Below are 20,185 nucleotides of genomic sequence, written 5' to 3' on the forward strand. Positions count from 1 at the left end.
CAGAGGCACTTTTTACCTGAAGATCGGAGTGCCGAACCGGCGTATGCAAGGCATCAGCTACATGCCAGCCTAGGGTTGCGTAAGGCTTTCTCAGGACTGCATTCAGATTCAACCCATAAGAAAGCCGCGCAACCCTTGCGGTGTCTGCGCGGCAGGCTACTGACCTGGTAGCGCCTCTGGCAACTTTTTAGCGTCACTTGCGCGTAGGCGGCAAATCGGTGCAACTGCCATGCGCCACTTCCGCCGCCATGCCCATGCTTTCGCCGAGCGTGGGGTGTGGGTGGATGGTTTTGCCGATATCGACAGCATCTGCGCCCATTTCGATGGCCAGTGCGATCTCGCCGATCATGTCGCCGGCATGGGTGCCGACAATGCCACCCCCCAGGATCTTGCCGTGGCCATGCGCTTCTGGAGAGTCATCGAACAGCAGCTTGGTGAAACCTTCGTCGCGGCCATTGGCAATGGCGCGGCCGGAAGCATTCCACGGGAACAGCCCTTTCTTGACCTTGATGCCCTGTGCTTTGGCCTGGTCTTCAGTGAGGCCAACCCAAGCGATTTCAGGGTCGGTGTAGGCCACGCTGGGGATCACGCGGGCGTTGAAGGCTGCGCTGGCCAGTTCCTTGTTGCCCTGCAGTTCACCGGCGATTACTTCGGCAGCCACATGCGCTTCATGCACGGCCTTGTGAGCCAGCATGGGCTGGCCCACGATGTCACCGATGGCGAAAATGTGCGGTACGTTGGTGCGCATCTGGATGTCCACCGGAACGAAGCCGCGGTCGGTCACGGCAACGCCAGCCTTCTCGGCCGCAATCTTCTTGCCGTTGGGTGTGCGGCCCACGGCCTGAAGCACGAGGTCGTAAGTTTGCGGCGCCGGAGCGCCCTCGCCTTCAAACGTCACCTCGATGCCTTTGGCAGTTGCCTTGGCACCGACGGTTTTTGTTTTGAGCATGATGTTGTCGAACCGTGGCGCGTTCATCTTCTGCCAGACCTTGACGAGGTCGCGGTCGGCGCCCTGCATCAGGCCGTCCATCATCTCAACCACGTCGAGACGCGCGCCCAGCGTGCTGTAGACCGTGCCCATCTCGAGGCCAATGATGCCGCCGCCCAGGATGAGCATGCGCTTCGGGACTTCCTTGAGGTTCAGCGCACCGGTCGAATCGACAACGCGCGGGTCTTCAGGCATGAAAGGCAGGCGCACAGCCTGCGAACCGGCCGCGATGATGCAGTTCTTGAAGGTGATGGTCTGCTTCTTGCCGCTTTTCTCCTGCGCGCCACCGGAGGTCTCCTCAACCTCGACATGATTGGCGCCGACAAAACTGCCGTAGCCGCGCACCACCGTCACCTTGCGCATCTTGGCCATGGCGGCCAGCCCGCCGGTCAGCTTGCCGACGACTTTTTCCTTGTGGGTGCGCAGTTTGCCGATGTCGAGCTTGGGCTCCCCAAAACTCACGCCCAGGCTGTCAAAGTGCTTGACCTCGTCCATCACGGCGGCGACATGCAGCAGGGCTTTGGACGGGATGCAACCGACATTCAGGCAAACACCGCCCAGGGTGGCGTAACGCTCGACCAGTACCACCTTGAGACCGAGGTCGGCCGCGCGGAAAGCCGCCGAATAACCGCCAGGGCCGGCGCCCAGTACCAGCAAATCACACTCAAGGTCAGCCTTGCCGCCAAAACTGGCCGCCGTTGGCGCTGCTACTTTTTCAGGAGCTGCCGGCGCAGGCGCGGCTGGGGCTGGCGCCTGTTTTTGTGCTGAAGCAGGAGCTGCAGCACCCGCCGCATCAAGCACCAGCACCACGGACCCTTGCTTGACCTTGTCGCCGAGCTTGACCTTCAGCTCTTTCACGACGCCGGCGTGGCTCGATGGAATTTCCATCGAGGCCTTGTCGCTTTCGACCGTCAACAAGCTCTGGTCAGCCTTGATGGTGTCGCCGGGTTTGACCAGCAGTTCAATAACGGAAACTTCGTCGAAGTCGCCAATGTCGGGAATGGTGATGTCTATCAATGCCATGTTTCTTGTCTCCGCAAATATGGTCCGCTTACTTTTTCAGCTTGACCGTGAACAGTTCTACCGGACCACCGGAATTTTTGTCAAACTCGCACCCCGCGTGCACGCCGGCCAATGCCACCTCACGCGCCGTTTTGGCCTTGCCCCAGGTGGCATGCATGGCGCCAAGCGCAAAGCTGCGACCCGAACCGATGGCCCAGAATTCCTTGAATTCAAAGACCTCTCGGTAGCTGTAGATGCCGTAAATGCCGGTGGCATTGACAATCAGGGCACTCAGCTGGCTGGACTCGTAGGGGTCGTTGTCATCTTCCTTGGTCTGCAGGAAAAAACTCTCCTTCAGCACGGGATGCAGCTTGTTGAAGGTGTCAAATATTTCGTCTTTGCTGCCCAGCCGAAGCTGGTCCTTGGGCAATGCCATCATGGCTTTGCGCAGCACAGGAAAATGCGCCGCCGTGCCAGCCATGCCCACGTAACTGCCGCCGGTCGGGGAGTCGACCTTGAAGATCTTGTCGTTGACCTCGAAGCGATTGGTCAGACGCGTATCTCCAAAAGTGATCAACGCATCCGTGGCAATCACGGCCTGCCCGGCTTTCCTCACGGCAACCAAAGTCGTCATGAAGCGAATCCCTTCAAGCCAGGGCTGCGGGACTGGCTCTGCCAGACCGCAGGCGCAGCGCCCCCGAGGGGCTGGAGCCTGCGGCTCCAAACCTGCTTGAGCAGGTTTGGACAGGCGACAGAGGCGAAGCGTCTCGCGAGTCGCGGCCTGCAAGGCCTCGCGCATTACACGAAGTGAAAAGCGTGGGGGTCAAAGCAATACCCGGCGGAAGTCGCCCAGGATCTGGCCCAGGTAGGCATTGAAACGCGCCGCGGCCGCGCCGTCTATCACGCGGTGGTCCCAGCTCAGGGAGAGCGGCAGCATAAGGCGGGGCTGGAAGGCCTTACCGTCCCAGACGGGCTCCGTGCTGGACTTGCACACGCCAAGAATGGCGACTTCCGGCGCGTTGATGATGGGCGTGAAATAACGCCCACCAATGCCGCCCAGCGAAGAGATTGTGAAACAGGCACCCTGCATGTCCGCCGGACTCAACTTGCCGTCGCGCGCTTTCTTGGCCAGCTCGCCCATTTCCTGCGAGATCTGCACCACGCCTTTTTTGTCAGCGTCCTTGATGACCGGGACCACCAGGCCATTCGGTGTGTCTGCCGCAAACGCAACGTTGTAGTACTGCTTGAGGACCAATTGGTCCCCGTCAAGCGAGGCATTGAACTCCGGAAATTTCTTGAGTGCCGCGACGGACGCCTTGATCAGGAACGCAAGCATGGTGATCTTGATGCCGGCCTTCTCGTTCTCCTTGTTCATCAGCACGCGGAAGGTTTCGAGCTCGGTGATGTCGGCATCGTCGTGATTGCAGACATGCGGAATCATCACCCAGTTGCGATGCAGATTGGCGCCGCTGATCTTCTTGATGCGCGACATGTCCTTGCGCTCAACCGGGCCGAACTTGGTGAAGTCGACCTTGGGCCACGGCAGCAGGTCCAAACCTGCACCGCCGCCTGACGAGGCAGGCGCCTTGGCCGCCTGTGCCTGGGTACGCACGTCGCCGGCCATGACGGATTTGGTAAAACTCTGTACATCGTCCAGCGTGATGCGGCCTTTCGGACCGCTGCCCTTGACTTCACCAAGCGGTACACCGAGCTCGCGCGCAAACTTGCGCACCGAGGGCGAAGCATGCGGCAGATTGCCCTGAGGCGCAGTGGTGGGGTTGTGGACTGGCTGGCTCGTTGGAGCGGATGAAGTTGCCGGTGCAGGGGCAGCAGCAGATGCTGCGGCCGGCGCGGCAGCGGGGGCTGGTGCGGGCGATGCGCTTGCAGCCGTGGAACCTTCCAGGATGGCCAGCAGGTCGCCGATGTTGACGACGTCGCCCATCTTGACCTTGAGTTCCTTGAGCACACCTGCGGCAGACGACGGGATTTCCATCGAAGCCTTGTCGGACTCCACGGTGATCAGCGACTGCTCGGCCTTGATGGTGTCGCCTGGCTTGACCAGGACTTCAATGACGGACACGTCCTTGAAGTCGCCGATGTCGGGCACACGGACTTCCACCGGACCGGAAGCGGCGGGGGCTGCAGCAGGCGCCGGCGCCGGGACTGGTGCTGCTACAGATTTACTAGCAGCTTGCGCAGGTGTAGTCTGGGCCGCAGCCGGTTTTGATGCTGAAGGGGCGGCTTCGGCGCCGGCCACTTCCAGCGTCAGGACCACGGAGCCCTGCTTGACCTTGTCGCCCAGCTTGACTTTGAGCTCCTTGACCACGCCAGCATGGCTGGACGGGATTTCCATGGATGCCTTGTCGGACTCCACGGTGATGAGCGACTGCTCCGCCTTGACGGTATCGCCGGGCTTGACCAACAGCTCAATCACCGTCACTTCGTCGAAATCCCCGATGTCAGGAACTTGAATATCTACCAATGCCATGTTCTTGTCTCCGATTGCTTCAGGCTTCTACGCAAGGTTGTATATCAAGCATAAAGGGGATTGATCTTGTCGGCCTTAATGCCGTACTTCTTGATGGCTTCAGTCACCTTGGCGACCGGGACCGTGCCTTCCTCGCTGAGAGCCTTGAGCGCCGCAACCACGATGTAGTGGCGGTTGATCTCGAAGTGCTCGCGCAGCTTGCTGCGGAAGTCGCTGCGGCCGAAACCGTCGGTGCCCAGAACTTTGAAAGTGCGGCCCTTGGGAATGAAGGAGCGGATCTGCTCGGCGTAGGCCTTCATGTAGTCGGTAGACGCCACGACAGGGCCGGCGTGCTTTTCGAGCTGCTGGCCTACGAAGGGCACGCGGGGCTTGTCGCTCGGGTGGAGCAGGTTCCAGCGCTCGGCATCCTGGCCGTCTCTGGCCAGCTCGTTGAAGCTCGGGCAGCTCCACACGTTGGCGGCAACGCCCCATTCTTTTTCAAGCAGCTCCTGCGCCGCAATGGATTCGCGCAGGATGGTGCCGGAGCCGAGGAGTTGCACGCGCGGCGCAGGCCCGGAGGTGCCCTTCGATGGCACGTTGGCGCCTTCCTTGCAGAGGTACATGCCCTTGATGATCTGCTCTTCGGTGCCGGCCTTGAGGCCGGGCATGGCGTAGTTTTCATTGAGCAGCGTCAGGTAGAAATACACGTTGTCCTGTTTTTCCACCATGCGCTTGAGGCCATGGTGCAGGATGACGCCGACTTCATGCGCGAAGGTCGGGTCGTAGCTGATGCAGTTGGGAATGGTGCCCGCCATGATGTGGCTATGGCCGTCTTCGTGCTGCAGGCCTTCGCCGTTCAGCGTGGTGCGGCCCGAAGTGCCACCCAGCAGGAAACCGCGCGCCTGCATGTCGCCGGCCGCCCAGGCCAGGTCGCCGACGCGCTGGAAGCCGAACATCGAGTAGTACACGTAGAACGGGATCATGATCCGGTTGTTGGTGCTGTACGAGGTGGCCGCCGCAATCCAGCTGCTCATGCCGCCGGCTTCGTTGATACCTTCCTGCAGGATCTGGCCCTGCTTGTCTTCCTTGTAGTACATGACCTGGTCTTTGTCGACCGGCGTGTACTTCTGGCCATCGGGGTTGTAGATGCCGATTTGGCGGAACAGGCCTTCCATGCCGAAGGTGCGGGCTTCGTCCACCAGGATGGGCACCACGCGCGGGCCCAGGGCCTGGTCGCGCAGCAACTGCGTGAGGAAGCGCACATAGGCTTGCGTGGTCGAGATTTCGCGGCCTTCGGCCGTGGGTTCGATCACCGATTTGAAGGTTTCGAGTGACGGCACGGTGAACTGCTCGTCGGCCTTAACGCGGCGATGCGGCAGGTAGCCGCCCAGGGCCTTGCGGCGCTCGTGCAGGTAACGCATCTCGGGCGTGTCTTCAGCCGGCTTGTAGAACGGGATGTCGGCCAGCTGGCTGTCGGGAATCGGGATATTGAAGCGGTCGCGGAAAGCCTTGATGTCTTCGTCGGCCAGCTTCTTGGTCTGGTGGACGTTGTTCTTGCCTTCGCCGATTTTGCCCATGCCGAAGCCCTTGACGGTCTTGATCAGCAGGACGGTAGGCTGGCCCTCGTGCTTGACGGCTGCGTGGAAGGCCGCATAGACCTTTTGCGAGTCGTGGCCGCCGCGGCGCAGGTTCCAGATGTCGTCGTCGCTCATCTTGGCGACCATCTCGAGCGTGCGTGGGTCCTGGCCGAAGAAGTGCTTGCGGACATAGGCGCCGTCATTGGCCTTCATGGCCTGATAGTCGCCGTCCAGCGTATCCATCATGACCTTGCGCAGCGCGCCGTCCTTGTCGCGCGCCAGCAGCGGATCCCAGTTGCTGCCCCAGATGAGCTTGATGACATTCCAGCCGGCACCGCGGAACTCACCTTCGAGCTCCTGGATGATCTTGCCGTTGCCGCGCACAGGGCCGTCCAGGCGCTGCAGGTTGCAGTTGATGACGAAGACGAGGTTGTCGAGCTTCTCGCGCGCGGCCAGGCCGATGGCGCCCATCGACTCAACTTCATCCATCTCGCCGTCACCGCAAAAAACCCAGATCTTGCGGTTTTCAGTGTTGGCGATGCCGCGGGCGTGCAGGTACTTCAGGAAACGGGCCTGGTAAATAGCCATCAATGGGCCGAGGCCCATCGAGACGGTAGGGAACTGCCAGAACTCGGGCATCAGCTTGGGGTGCGGATAGCTGGACAGGCCCTTGCCGTCGACTTCCTGGCGGAAGTTGAGCAATTGCTCTTCGGTCAGACGGCCTTCAAGGTAAGCGCGGGCGTAGACACCGGGCGACACGTGGCCCTGGATGTAGAGGCAGTCGCCGCCATGGTTTTCGCTCTCTGCGTGCCAGAAATGATTGAAGCCGGCGCCGAACAGGCTGGCCAGCGAGGCAAAGGAGCCGATGTGGCCGCCCAGGTCGCCGCCGTCGGCTGGATGGAGTCGGTTGGCCTTGACCACCATGGCCATGGCGTTCCAGCGCATATAGGCGCGCAAGCGTTCTTCGATCTCGAGATTGCCAGGGGAACGCTCTTCGTGATCAGCCTCGATGGTGTTGACGTAGCCCGTATTGGCCGAGAAAGGCATGTCGATGCTTTTCTGACGGGCGTGCTCCAGGAGTTGCTCGAGCAGGAAATGCGCACGCTCGGGACCTTCGCTTTCGATGACGGCGGACAGCGCGTCCATCCACTCACGGGTTTCCTGGGTGTCCTTGTCCTGGACGTCATTGGCGGCACTGCCCAAAGTGTCGACACGTGCCTGTTCCGGATTTGCAGCCATTGGTTTTGTCTCCTGCTGGTAGCTAGTTGGCTAGCTGTTGATTGACTGGCGTCTTCATCACGTTAACGCAATTTAGATTCAAGCCTCTAGTTTCCCACATTTTTTTCAAAATTTCAAATAGTGCTTTTTACTTTCGCATTATGAAATGCATTAAAGACCGTATCTGAGCACTGCCGGACCTGAAGTTTCTCGCCCTCCACTCACAAATCTGCGGGGCAGAAGCCCATGAAAGGCCTCACCTCAAAGGAACTCACTTAAACTTGTCAGCCCGACATGACCCTGCCCCAAAACTCCACCTTTGACTCGCCGCCGGGCAGCACGCCGCTGACCCGCTGGCGGCGCTGGTGGCGCCGCCAATCGCCGACGAGGCAGGACCGCTTCGTTACGCTCGGCCCCCTGTTGGCGGTGATGCTCTTTCTGGCTGCCGTGATTGCGGCATTTGCCTACCTGCGCGTCGAGGAAATTGACCGCGAACAACAGGCGGTGAAGCGCGACGTTGAATACGCCCAGCAAAGGCTGCGCCTTCGCCTGCTGGAGCGCCAGGAACAGCTGATGCGGCTGGGCCGCGATGTCTCCAACAAGGATGTAGACAGCGATGAATTCATCGCACAGGCAGAGTCGCTGGTGAACCAATACCCCGAACTTCTGTCGGTCACCTGGATTGATTCGCGCCGCCGGGTGAAATCTTCCTACGTTTCGCCCAGCGCCAATGCATCGCAGGTGCAGTCGGCGGGCGAACAGCTCAAGCGCGGTGAGACGGAAAGCACCTTCGGCCTGGCGCGTGATTTGCGCCAGCCTGTTTATTCACGCCCGCTGACGGTCAAGGACGACTCCAGCTACAACGCGCCCAGTCTGCAGCTGCAGGTGCCACTGGACGACCAGGGTCGATTTGATGGCGTCATCATGGGTGAATATTCCATCGACGGACTGCTGCGCTTTGGTGTGCCCAATGAGGTCACCGCCAAATATGCAGTAGCGCTGCTTGATGACCAGGGCAAGGTGTTGGCAGGCCACCTGCCGCCGGCCAGAAACCGGGCGGCCAGATTGCTGCCGCTGTCCGACGAGGCCCAGGAGTACGAAATTCCCGTGTCCCCCGTCGGCAATGGCCTGCTGCTCAAGGCGCAAGGGTATCGCGCTTCTCTGGGCGTGGTCGGCAGCGGTTTTTTCTGGCTGGTCAGTGCGCTGAGTGCGCTGACGGTCTGGATGCTGCTGGGCACCTGGCGCCACACCCGTCGCCGCGTCCAGGCGCAGGAAGCGCTGATCTCGGAGACCAATTTCCGCCGGGCGATGGAAAACTCCATGTTGACTGGCATGCGTGCGCTCGACCTGCAGGGCCGCATCACTTACGTCAACCCGGCGTTTTGCCAGATGACCGGATGGAGCGAGGGCGAGCTGGTGGGCCGCACCGCCCCTTTCCCTTACTGGCCCGAACAGGACAGGGAAACACTGGCGGCGCGGCTTGACGACGAGCTGCACGGCCGCTCCACGCCGGGCGGCTTCGAGGTACACATCAAACGCAAAAGCGGCGCGATTTTCGACGCCCGCATGTATGTCTCGCCGCTGATCGACCCGCGTGGACAGCAAACCGGCTGGATGACCTCGGTCACCGACATCACCGAGCCCAAGCGGGTCCGCGAAGAGCTGTCAGCCTCCTACGAACGCTTCACCACGGTGCTGGAGGGCCTGGACGCCGCCGTGTCGGTCGCGCCGCTGGGCAGCGAAGAGCTGCTGTTTGCCAACAAGCTGTACCGCGCCTGGTTTGGCGGCGAAGTCGCCGGGCACATGAACCTGATTGCCCAGGCTGGCGTGCCCGCTGTGACACCGACCGACGACACCCTGGATGCTGTCGACGGCCTGGCGGGCTTTCCAACGGATACGCTGACCGCCGCGCAGACAGAAAATGCCGAGATTTTTGTACCCGAACTCGGCAAATGGCTGGAAGTGCGCTCGCGCTACCTGACCTGGGTGGACGGCCGGCTGGCGCAGATGGTGATTGCCACTGACATCACGCCGCGCCGCCATGCCGAAGAGCAGGCCGCCCAGCAAGCCGAACGAGCGCAGTCTGCCAGCCGCCTGATCACCATGGGCGAGATGGCGTCCAGCGTGGCGCATGAGCTGAACCAGCCGCTGACGGCCATCAACAACTATTGCAACGGCATGGTGTCGCGCATCAAGGGCCAACAGATCAGCAACGAGGACTTGTTGGTAGCGCTGGAGAAAACCGCGAAGCAGGCGCACCGCGCCGGGCAGATCATCCAGCGTATACGTTCTTTCGTGAAACGCAGCGAGCCGAACCGGACCTCGTCCGACGTTGCCACCATGGTGAGCAACGCAATGGAGCTGGCCGACATTGAACTGCGCCGCCACAACGTGCGGCTGAGCCACTACATCGCCGCGCGCCTGCCGTCCGTGATGGTGGACCCCATCCTGATCGAGCAGGTGCTGATCAACCTGATGAAAAACGGTGCCGAATCGATCGCGCAGGCACGTCGGCCCACCGCACGCCGCAGTGTGGAGTTGCGCGTGGTGCCGAAGAACATCGCTGACCAGGATGTGATCGAGTTTTCGGTGCTGGATTCGGGCAAGGGACTGTCGCCCGAGGTAATGAGCCGCCTCTACGAAGCCTTCTACTCGACCAAGGCCGAAGGCATGGGCATCGGCCTGAAACTGTGCCGCAGCATTGTCGAGTCGCACCAGGGCAGGATGCAGGCCGAGAACCTCTACAATGGTGACGAAGTGGTGGGGTGCCGGTTTACCTTCTGGATTCCTGTGACACCCCTGCTTTTGCCAGCCGCCGCTGCAGAAGCGCCCGCCACCCCAACTGGCATTTCCTGACAAGGTATTTCGATACCGTCCACGCAAAGGTTTGGCATGAGCTTGATTCCGAAAAAAGGTACCGTCTATGTCGTTGATGACGACGAGGGCGTGCGTGACTCGCTCCAGTGGCTGCTCGAAGGCAAGGACTACCGCGTCCGATGCTACGACTCCGCCGAAACTTTCCTCAGCCGTTACGACCCGCGCGAGGTCGCCTGCCTGATCGTCGACATCCGCATGGGCGGCATGACCGGCCTGGAACTGCAGGACCGCCTGGTCGAACGCAAATCGCCCTTGCCTATCGTCTTCATCACCGGCCATGGCGACGTGCCCATGGCCGTGAACACCATGAAGAAAGGCGCCATGGATTTCATCCAGAAGCCTTTTCAGGAAGAAGCCCTTGTCAGCCTGGTTGAACGCATGCTGGACCAGGCCAAGGAAGCCTTCAGCGAACACCAGCAGTCCGCCAGCCGCGACGCCCTACTCGCCAAGCTGACCTCGCGTGAAGCCCAGGTGCTCGAACGCATCGTCGCCGGTCGCCTGAACAAGCAGATCGCCGACGACCTGGGCATCAGCATCAAGACGGTGGAGGCGCACCGCGCCAACATCATGGAAAAGCTCAACGCCAACACCGTGGCCGACCTGCTGAAAATCGCCCTGGGTTCGAGCGCACCCAAGGCCTGAACTTTTCTTGCCGCTATCGTTTAGATAGCTGACTGCGCCCGTGGTTACTTGACCAGCGGGCGTTTTTACTTGAAGAACGGAACCATGACTGCACAACTCATTGATGGCAACGCCCTGTCCAAACAATTGCGCGGAGATGTCACCCGGCGCGCCGCCGCGCTGCGTGCACGCGGCATCGTCCCGGGCCTGGCCGTGGTGCTGGTGGGCGAAAACCCGGCCAGCCAGGTGTATGTGCGCAACAAGGTCAAGGCCTGCGAAGACAGCGGCCTGCATTCGGTGCTGGAGCGCCACCCAGCCACACTGAGCGAAGCCGATTTGCTGGCCCGCGTGGACGCGCTGAACCGCGACCCGGCCATCCACGGCATCCTGGTGCAACTCCCCCTGCCTGCGCACATCGATGCGCAGAAGGTGATTGAAGCCATCTCGCCCGCCAAGGATGTCGACGGATTTCACGTGGCCAGCGCCGGTGCCCTGATGGTCGGCCAGCCCGGCTTCTGGCCCTGCACGCCCTATGGCTGCATGAAGATGCTGGAAAGCATTGGTTATGACCTGAAGGGCAAACATGCGGTAGTGATAGGCCGCAGCAACATCGTCGGCAAGCCGATGGCGCTGATGCTGCTGCAGAAAAACGCCACGGTCACCATCTGCCACAGCGGCACGCAAAACCTCAAGGCCCTGACGCTTCAGGCCGATGTGGTGGTCGCTGCCGTGGGCAAGCGCAATGTGCTGACGGCCGACATGGTCAAGCCCGGCGCGGTGGTGATCGACGTGGGCATGAACCGCAATGACGAAGGCAAACTCTGCGGCGACGTGGATTTTGACGGCGTGAAGGAAGTGGCCGGCTGGATCACGCCGGTACCCGGCGGCGTCGGGCCCATGACCATCACGATGCTGCTGGTCAATACGCTTGAGGCCGCTGAAAAAGCCCCCACGGTCGTTCACTCCGTGTAACTCCCTGCCCCCCCGTGGGGGCCGCTGCGCCTGCGGACCGGCGGAGCCGGATCCGCGGCCCCTGCTTGTCAGAAGCGGTTCAAGCTTCGCCGGCGTTCGTCGAGCGGCTCAGACACCACAAGGTCCAGCCGGCGGCCAGCCACTGCGCGATATGCATCGCCGTGCCCAGGCCGTGCCAGAAGCGGAGGTCACCGCCGCTGGCGCGCGCAGTGACGATGTTCGGTGCCACGCCAAACTCCACCAGCACCGCCAGCAACAGGCCGGCCACTACATATTTGATAGCAGCTTGCGCAAGCGGGGAAAGGGCTTGAGCCCTGTTTTTATTGAGAACCAGGAGCAGCAGGAAGCTGCAGGCAATGCTGAGCCAGGTTTGCGCAGTGAAAAGTTTTGCCGCCATGGTGCCGGCCATCGCCGGGCTGGGCAGATGGGCAAATAGCATGGGCACCACGACAAACCCCAAGCCCGTCAGGCTGCCCCACCAGAGGGCGGCCAGCACAATGCTCAGGCGTGATTTCATGCGTGCAGAAGGCTAGATGTACATCACCGCAATGATCTCGTAGCGCTTGATGCCGCCCGGTGCCTGCACCTCGGCGGTATCGCCCTCGTCCTTGCCGATCAGCGCACGCGCAATTGGTGAGCTGATGTTGACCAGGCCCAGTTTGATGTCGGCCTCGTCCTCGCCCACGATCTGGTAGGTCACCTTGTCGCCGGTGTCTTCGTCTTCGAGCTCGATGGTCGAGCCGAACACCACCTTGCCGCCGGCATCGACTTCGGAAGGATCGATGATCTGCGCAGCCGACAGCTTGCCTTCAATTTCCTGGATACGGCCTTCGATAAAACCCTGGCGGTCCTTGGCAGCATCGTATTCAGCGTTTTCGCTCAGGTCACCCTGCGCACGGGCTTCGGAAATCGAGTTGATCACCCAGGGGCGATCCACGGTCTTGAGCTGGTGCAGTTCGACCTTGAGCTTTTCTGCGCCCCGTTTGGTAATAGGAATGGTTGCCATGGTTTGAGTCCTCCAAAAGCGAAACCGCCACCAGTCACCTGGCGGCGGCGTCATTACATGTTGTCTTGGCGCCAGTTTAATGCAAAAAATCGGGAGCAGAACCATCCAGGCAAGCCACGGCAAAGCAAACACCGATGGGGTCTTCCCCTACCAGCCAAGCTGGCTTGCCAGTCTGCAGGCGCAGCGGCCCCTGAGGGGCTGGAGCCCACGGCTCCAAGCCTGCCTGCGCTGGCTTGGACGGGCGACAGAGGCAAAGCGTCTCGTGAGCCGCGGCCTGCAAGGCCTCGGGAGTTACGCGAAGCGAACGACCGTGGGGGCCTTTCAGGCCAGCTGGGCGTGAAGTTCCTGAACCGAATAAACCGTCAGGTTGTCCAGGTATTTCATGCCCTCCACCGCCGCTTCGGCGCCGGCGATGGTCGTGTAGGTGGTGACCCGGGCCAGCAACGCCGAGGTGCGGATCTGCCGCGAATCGGCAATCGCGTTTCGCCGCTCTTCCACCGTGTTGATGACCAGTGCAATCTCGTTGTTCTTGATCATGTCCACCACATGCGGCCGGCCCTCGGTGACCTTGTTGACCACGCCGCAGGGGATGCCGGCTGCGTTGATGGCTGCGGCCGTGCCCTTGGTGGCAACAATGTCGAACTTCAGCGCCGCCAGCGCACGCGCCACTTCCACAGCGCGCGGCTTGTCGTTGTTCTTGACCGTCAGGAAAACCGTGCCCGAGGTCGGCAGCTTGGTGCCGGCACCGAGCTGCGACTTCACAAAAGCCTCGCCGAAAGTCTTGCCCACACCCATGACCTCGCCGGTTGACTTCATCTCGGGACCGAGAATGGTGTCCACGCCAGGGAACTTGACGAAAGGAAACACTGCTTCCTTGACGCTGAAGTACGGCGGTGTCACTTCGTTTTTGATGCCCTGCGACGCCAGCGTCTGGCCCACCATGCAGCGCGCGGCCACCTTGGCTAGCTGGATGCCAGTGGCCTTGCTGACAAAAGGCACAGTACGCGATGCACGCGGGTTCACCTCGAGCACGTAGATCACGTCCTTGCCGTCCACATGCTGGATGGCGAACTGCACGTTCATCAGCCCCACCACGTTCAGGGCTTTGGCCATGGCCGCGGTCTGGCGCTTGATCTCGGTGACCGTTTCCGCATTCAGTGAATAAGGCGGCAATGAACAGGCCGAGTCGCCGCTGTGAACCCCGGCTTGCTCGATGTGCTCCATCACGCCACCGATAAAAGTCACGCCTTCCGAATCGCGGATGCAATCGACGTCACATTCAATCGCGTCGTTCAGAAAGCGATCCAGCAGCACCGGCGAGTCATGGCTGACCTTGACGGCTTCGCGCATGTAGCGCTCCAGGTCGCGCTGCTCGTGCACGATTTCCATCGCACGACCGCCCAGCACGTAACTGGGGCGCACCACCAGCGGATAACCCAGCGCTGCGGCTTTTTCCAGCGCTTCAGGCTCGGTGCGGGCCGTCGCATTAGGCGGCTGACGCAGCTTGAGCTCATGCAGCAGTTTCTGGAAGCGCTCGCGGTCTTCGGCCGCGTCGATCATGTCGGGCGAGGTACCGATGATGGGCACGCCGTTTTTCTCGAGATCCAGCGCGAGTTTCAAAGGCGTCTGCCCACCGTACTGGACGATCACGCCCAGTGGTTTTTCCTTGTCGACAATTTCCAGCACGTCTTCCAGCGTCAGCGGCTCGAAATACAGGCGGTCGCTGGTGTCATAGTCGGTAGAAACGGTTTCGGGGTTGCAGTTGACCATGATGGTCTCGTAGCCATCCTCGCGCATGGCGAGCGCGGCATGCACGCAGCAATAGTCAAACTCGATGCCCTGGCCGATGCGATTGGGCCCGCCGCCCAGCACCATGATTTTTTTGTTGTCGGTCGGTTCGGCTTCGCACTCGCTGCCCTCGCCTTCATAGGTCGAATACATGTAGGCGGTGTTGGTCGCAAACTCGGCGGCGCAGGTGTCCACCCGTTTGTAGACCGGGCGCACGCCCAACTCAAGCCGCTTCTCGCGGATGGCGGTGTCCGTGGTTTTGAGCTGCTTGGCCAGGCGCCGGTCCGAAAAGCCCTTTTGCTTGAGTGCGCGCAGTGTCGGTTCGTCAATTTTGTCCAGCGAAGTGGTTTCCAGTTCAAGTTCGATCTTGACGATCTGTTCGATCTGCACCAGGAACCAGGGGTCGATCTTGGTCAGCGCAAACACTTCGTCAACGCTCATGCCGAGCGCGAAAGCGTCGCCGACGTACCAGATGCGGTCCGGGCCGGGCGCGCCCAGTTCTTTCTCGAGCACCTCGCGATCCTGGGTTTTTTCGTTCATGCCGTCCACGCCGACTTCCAGGCCGCGCAGGGCTTTCTGGAAGGACTCCTGGAAGGTACGGCCCATGGCCATGACTTCGCCGACCGACTTCATCTGCGTGGTCAGGCGCGAATCGGCTGCCGGAAATTTCTCGAAGGCAAAACGCGGAATCTTGGTGACCACGTAATCGATACTGGGCTCGAAACTCGCCGGCGTTGCACCACCGGTGATTTCGTTGCGCAGCTCGTCCAGCGTGTAGCCGATGGCCAACTTGGCCGCGACCTTGGCGATCGGGAAACCCGTGGCCTTGGAAGCCAATGCCGAGGAACGCGAGACACGCGGATTCATCTCGATCACGACCATTCGGCCATCAACCGGGTTGATCGAGAACTGCACGTTGGAGCCGCCGGTGTCCACGCCGATCTCGCGCAACACGGCCAGCGAGGCATTGCGGAGAATCTGGTATTCCTTGTCGGTCAGGGTCTGTGCAGGCGCCACGGTGATCGAGTCGCCGGTATGCACACCCATGGGGTCCAGGTTTTCAATCGAGCAGACGATGATGCAGTTGTCCGCCTTGTCGCGCACCACTTCCATCTCGTACTCTTTCCAGCCCAGCAGTGACTCTTCAATCAGCAGCTCGTTGGTCGGCGAGGCTTCCAGGCCGCGCTTGCAGATGACCTCGAACTCTTCCGAGTTATAGGCAATGCCGCCGCCAGTGCCGCCCAGTGTGAAGCTGGGGCGAATCACGGTCGGGAAACCGAGCGTTTTCTGAACCGCCCAGGCTTCGTCCATGCTGTGCGCAATGCCCGAGCGTGCGGAGCCCAGGCCGATCTTGGTCATCGCGTCCTTGAACTTCAGCCGGTCTTCGGCCTTGTCGATCGCCTCCGGGGTGGCGCCAATCAGTTCAACCTTGTATTTGTCGAGCACGCCGTTGTGCCACAAGTCGAGCGCGCAGTTGAGCGCGGTCTGCCCACCCATGGTCGGCAGGATCGCGTCGGGACGCTCCTTGGCAATGATTTTCTCGACTGTCTGCCAGGTGATGGGCTCGATGTAAGTGACGTCGGCCGTGGCCGGGTCGGTCATGATGGTCGCCGGATTGCTGTTGATCAGGATGACCTTGTAGCCCTCTTCGCGCAGCGCCTTGCAGGCCTGTACGCCGGAGTAGTCGAACTCGCAGGCCTGGCCGATGATGATGGGGCCGGCCCCGATGATGAGGACGCTTTTGATGTCTGTGCGCTTAGGCATTCTTCTTCTCCTGAGCCTGTTCCATCAGCGCGGTGAAACGGTCAAACAAATACGAAATGTCGTGCGGGCCAGGTGATGCTTCCGGGTGACCCTGGAAGCAGAAAGCCGGCTTGTCAGTGCGGGCCAAACCCTGCAGCGTGCCGTCGAACAGGCTGATGTGGGTCGGCCGCAGATTGGCCGGCAGTGTTTTTTCGTCCACCGCAAAACCGTGGTTCTGGCTGGTGATGCTGACGCGGCCATTGTCGAGGTCTTTCACCGGATGGTTGGCACCGTGGTGGCCGAACTTCATCTTGAAGGTTTTGGCGCCGCTGGCCAGTGCCATGATCTGGTGACCCAGGCAGATGCCGAAGGTCGGGATGCCGGTTTCGATCAGCTCGCGCACGGCTGTGATCGCGTAGTCGCAGGGCTCGGGATCTCCGGGGCCATTGGCCAGGAAGATGCCGTCAGGCTTGAGCTTGAGCACGTCGGCCGCAGGGGTTTGTGCCGGCACCACGGTGATGCGCGCGCCACGCGCGGCCATCATGCGCAGGATGTTTTTCTTCACACCGAAGTCAAACGCCACCACGTGAAATTTCGGCGTGATCTGCACACCGTAACCCGAGCCCAGCTTCCACTCGGTCTGGGTCCATTCGTAGGCCTGCTTGCAGGAGACGACCTTGGCCAGGTCCAGGCCAGCCATGCTGGGCACGCCGCGGGCAGCGGCCACGGCTTTCTCAATCGCTTCCGGCGACACTGCCTCGCCCAGCGGCAGGGCCAGGATACAGCCGTTCTGCGCGCCCTTGGTACGCAGCATGCGGGTGAGCTGGCGCGTGTCGATGTTGGCAATCGCCACCGTTTTTTCCCTGACCAGGTACTCGGACAGGGTCATGGTGCTGCGGAAGTTCGACGCGATCAGCGGCAGGTCCTTGATGATCAGGCCGGCTGCATGGACCTTGTCGGCTTCCACATCCTCGGCACTGATGCCGTAGTTACCGATGTGGGGGTACGTGAGGGTGACGATCTGCTGGCAGTAGCTGGGATCCGTGAGGATTTCCTGGTAGCCGGTCATGGCGGTGTTGAACACCACCTCACCGACCGTGGAGCCCGCGGCTCCGATGGAATTGCCGATAAAGACCGTGCCGTCTGCGAGCGCCAGGATGGCGTGCGGGGTATTTCCCTGTAGAGACAAAAGCACTGGGTTCTCCGGATTGGTTACGGTTCGCCCAAGCGTGCACAAGAAACGTCTCGGTCAAGACTCTTGCGGGCTGCTTTTGTGAGGGTGTTGGCTTGGTGTGCGCTCGGGCGAAGCTGTGTTTTGAAAAGCCCTTGATTATAGCTTGAGGAAGCGAAGGTCTTTATGCATTTAAGACATGCCCCCCTACTTCAGCCCGGTTGCGTTGCCAAGGAGCTAGCGTACAGGCAGATCGCTGCGGCAGCGGCAACATTGAGCGACTCCTCTCCGCCGGGCTGGTCAATGCGCACCTTCAGGCGGGCTCTCGCCATCAGCTCGTCGCCGACGCCCTGCCCCTCGTGCCCCATGGCCCAGGCGCAGGGCATGGGCAGGCTTTGCTGGTGCAAAGAGCCGCCATCGTGTGAACTGGTTACGAGGATGGGTACTGTCAGTGCGTCCAGCGCCTGCGGCTCCACCGCCTCCAGCAGCTGCAGCGAAAAATGCGCACCCATGCCGGCGCGCAGCACCTTGGGCGACCAGAGCGCAGCCGTGCCCTTGAGCGCAATCACCTGGCTGAAACCGAAGGCCGCAGCGCTGCGCAGCATGGAGCCGACGTTGCCGGCGTCCTGCACGCGGTCCAGGATCAGCGAGGCTGCGCCGGGCAACAAGGCAGCAGGTGCCGGCAGATCCAGCACAAACCCCATGCGCGCCGGAGATTCCAGGCCACTGATGTCGGGCAGCAAGGCATCCGAAATGACTATGGTTTTGATAGCGGACTGTGCCCATTCGACAGGGGCTACAGGCCAGAATGATTCGGAAAAAACGGCAATCTGCGGTTTCAGGCCGCGCGCCAGCGCCGCACGGCACAAATGGTCGCCTTCCAGCCAGACCCGCCCCTGCTTGCGGTAGGCCGTGCTGTCCTGCGACAGCCTGCGCAGCTCCTTGACCAGGGCGTTGTCGCGCGATGTGACAAAGACGGGGGCTGCCGACGCAGCACTCAACGCAGAACCTCGGCCACCGGGCTGAAGGAACGGCGATGCTGCGGGCATGCGCCGTGCTCGCGCAAGGCCGCCAGGTGCTCGGCCGTGCCGTAGCCTTTGTGGCCGGCGAAGCCGTATTGCGGATACTCAAGGTGGAATTGCTCGCACCAGCGGTCCCGATGGACTTTGGCCAGAATGGACGCGGCGGAAATTGATGGCACCAACGCATCGCCTTTGACGATCGCTTCCGCCAGCATGCTGAGCACCGGCAGGCGATTGCCATCGACCAGCACCTTCACCGGCTTCAGGCGCAAACCCTCCACGGCACGTTTCATCGCCAGCATCGTGGCCTGCAGAATATTGAGGCTGTCGATTTCTTCCACGCTGGCCTGGGCGATCGAGCAGCACAGGGCCTTGGCGAGGATTTCGTCGTAAAGCTTTTCCCGGCGCAGTGCCGTCAGCACCTTGGAATCGGCCAGGCCCTTGATGGGCTTGAGGTCGTCCAGGATCACCGCAGCCGCCACCACCGGGCCGGCCAGCGGCCCACGCCCGGCCTCGTCGACACCGGCCCACAGGCCGGGGGTGTCCCAGGACAGGGTGACCTGCTCAGCTTTCAAGAATGTTCTGGATCGCATCGGTGGCTAGTTGGGCGGTATCGCGCTGCAACTCTTGGTGCAGCTGGCTGAATCGTTGTTCGACGGCGGCAATTTTTTCGGGTGCGGAGATTTTCGCATCTATCCACTGCAAAACAGCATCGGCCAGCGCTTTTGGCGTGGCAGCGTCCTGCAGCAGTTCGGGCACCACAAAATCGCGGCACAGAATGTTGGGCAGACCGACCCAGGGCTGCAGCTTCTTGCGGCGCATGATCTGCCAGGACAGCCAGTTCATGTTGTAGGCGATCACCATGGGCCGCTTGAACAGCGCCGCCTCCAGCGTTGCGGTGCCGCTGGCAATCAGGGTGACGTCGCAGGCCGCCAGCACTGCGTGGGATTGCCCGGCAACAATCTGCACATCATCCTGCATGCCGGCCGCCCTCACCGCCTGGGCGATGAGTTCGCGCAGGGCGGGCACGGCGGGAACTATTATTTTGATAGCTGGATGCGACCGCCTGACAAGGACTGCAGCCTGAAAGAACCGGTCAGCCAGGTACTGGATCTCGGAACGCCGGCTGCCCGGCAACACCGCCAGCACCAGGTCGTCGGCCTGCAACCCCAGCTGCTGGCGAGCCTGCAATCGATTGGGCTGCATCGGGATCATGCTGGCCAGCGGGTGGCCCACGTAGGTGGCGGCAATACCGTGCTGCGCCAGCAAGGCCGGCTCAAAAGGAAAAATGCACAAAACGTGATCAACACTGCGGCGGATTTTTTCCACCCGATCAGCACGCCAGGCCCAGACCGACGGGCTGATGAAATGCACGGTGCGGATGCCGACCGCCTTGAGGTCAACCTCCAGGTCGAGGTTGAAGTCGGGGGCATCCACCCCAATAAAAACGTCGGGGCGTTGCTGCAGCAGTTTTTCCTTTAATTGCCTGCGAATGCCGACAATTTCCCGGTAGTGCCGTAGCACCTCGACATACCCGCGCACCGCCAGTTTTTCACTGGGCCACAAGGCCTCAAAACCCCGGCTCACCATCTGGGGCCCGCCTATGCCACTGACCCGCAGACCCGGCCAGCGCGTGCGAAAACCGTCAAGCAGCAAGCTGGCGAGCAAATCCCCGGAAGTTTCGCCAGCCACCATCACCATGTCGGGTGCGTGCTGCGCAGCGGGCCCACCCG

At 61.5% G+C, this 20,185-nt stretch carries 14 protein-coding genes; 3 read left to right on the plus strand and 11 right to left on the minus strand.

All coding sequences use genetic code 11. From position 1 onward, the window contains the following. Window positions 1-193 precede the first annotated feature (193 nt). The 4 genes from lpdA to aceE all read right to left on the minus strand — a co-directional run bounded on the left by lpdA (window position 194) and on the right by aceE (window position 7,273). A complete protein-coding gene (gene lpdA, locus B0B52_RS17585; RefSeq protein ID WP_077594967.1) occupies window positions 194-2,011 on the minus strand; it encodes a dihydrolipoyl dehydrogenase in 1,818 nt (605 codons plus the stop codon). Between the two features lie 28 nt (window positions 2,012-2,039). Then, the gene (locus B0B52_RS17590; protein ID WP_077594968.1) at window positions 2,040-2,624 is read right to left on the minus strand and encodes an MFS transporter; all 585 of its coding nucleotides are present in this window, start codon (window positions 2,622-2,624) and stop codon (window positions 2,040-2,042) included. Between the two features lie 189 nt (window positions 2,625-2,813). Continuing rightward, on the minus strand, window positions 2,814-4,478 hold the full coding sequence (aceF, locus tag B0B52_RS17595; RefSeq protein WP_077594969.1) for a dihydrolipoyllysine-residue acetyltransferase: 1,665 nt from the start codon (window positions 4,476-4,478) through the stop codon (window positions 2,814-2,816). A gap of 44 nt (window positions 4,479-4,522) precedes the next feature. Beyond that, window positions 4,523-7,273, minus strand: coding sequence for a pyruvate dehydrogenase (acetyl-transferring), homodimeric type (gene aceE / locus B0B52_RS17600; RefSeq protein ID WP_077594970.1), 2,751 nt, complete (start codon window positions 7,271-7,273; stop codon window positions 4,523-4,525). Between the two features lie 273 nt (window positions 7,274-7,546). Here aceE and B0B52_RS17605 point away from each other — a divergent pair, with 273 nt between their 5' ends. From B0B52_RS17605 to folD, 3 genes are all read left to right on the plus strand, one after another. Continuing rightward, complete coding sequence (locus B0B52_RS17605; RefSeq protein WP_077594971.1) at window positions 7,547-10,108, plus strand: PAS domain S-box protein; 2,562 nt, start codon at window positions 7,547-7,549, stop codon at window positions 10,106-10,108. Between the two features lie 36 nt (window positions 10,109-10,144). After that, the gene (locus tag B0B52_RS17610; protein ID WP_077594972.1) at window positions 10,145-10,771 is read left to right on the plus strand and encodes a response regulator transcription factor; all 627 of its coding nucleotides are present in this window, start codon (window positions 10,145-10,147) and stop codon (window positions 10,769-10,771) included. Window positions 10,772-10,855: 84 nt separating this feature from the next. Next, window positions 10,856-11,722: a bifunctional methylenetetrahydrofolate dehydrogenase/methenyltetrahydrofolate cyclohydrolase FolD gene (folD, locus tag B0B52_RS17615; protein ID WP_077594973.1), complete on the plus strand. Its 867-nt coding sequence runs from the start codon at window positions 10,856-10,858 to the stop codon at window positions 11,720-11,722. A 79-nt stretch (window positions 11,723-11,801) separates the two neighbouring features. Here the strand turns inward: folD and B0B52_RS17620 are convergent, their stop codons facing one another. From B0B52_RS17620 to lpxB, 7 genes are all read right to left on the minus strand, one after another. After that, window positions 11,802-12,239 (minus strand): DUF4149 domain-containing protein, encoded by a 438-nt coding sequence (locus B0B52_RS17620; RefSeq protein WP_077594974.1) that lies wholly within the window; start codon window positions 12,237-12,239, stop codon window positions 11,802-11,804. Between the two features lie 12 nt (window positions 12,240-12,251). Further along, entirely contained in the window at window positions 12,252-12,728 is a 477-nt protein-coding gene (gene greA / locus B0B52_RS17625; protein ID WP_077594975.1) for a transcription elongation factor GreA, read from the minus strand. 321 nt (window positions 12,729-13,049) lie between these two features. After that, window positions 13,050-16,280, minus strand: coding sequence for a carbamoyl-phosphate synthase large subunit (gene carB / locus B0B52_RS17635; RefSeq protein WP_077594977.1), 3,231 nt, complete (start codon window positions 16,278-16,280; stop codon window positions 13,050-13,052). Beyond that, a complete protein-coding gene (gene carA / locus B0B52_RS17640; protein WP_077594978.1) occupies window positions 16,273-17,454 on the minus strand; it encodes a glutamine-hydrolyzing carbamoyl-phosphate synthase small subunit in 1,182 nt (393 codons plus the stop codon). Before carA ends, carB begins: the two co-directional genes overlap by 8 nt. A 188-nt stretch (window positions 17,455-17,642) precedes the next feature. Then, window positions 17,643-18,431, minus strand: a complete 789-nt coding sequence (locus tag B0B52_RS17645) for an RNA methyltransferase (RefSeq protein ID WP_254425747.1) — start codon at window positions 18,429-18,431, stop codon at window positions 17,643-17,645. After that, complete coding sequence (rnhB, locus tag B0B52_RS17650) at window positions 18,428-19,045, minus strand: ribonuclease HII (RefSeq protein WP_077594980.1); 618 nt, start codon at window positions 19,043-19,045, stop codon at window positions 18,428-18,430. Before rnhB ends, B0B52_RS17645 begins: the two co-directional genes overlap by 4 nt. Further along, entirely contained in the window at window positions 19,017-20,147 is a 1,131-nt protein-coding gene (lpxB, locus tag B0B52_RS17655) for a lipid-A-disaccharide synthase (protein WP_077595049.1), read from the minus strand. The genes rnhB and lpxB overlap by 29 nt, the downstream gene beginning before the upstream one ends. Window positions 20,148-20,185: the final 38 nt, after the last annotated feature.

Origin of the sequence: Polaromonas sp. A23, from assembly GCF_002001015.1 — a bacterium.
Taxonomy (GTDB): domain Bacteria; phylum Pseudomonadota; class Gammaproteobacteria; order Burkholderiales; family Burkholderiaceae_C; genus Polaromonas.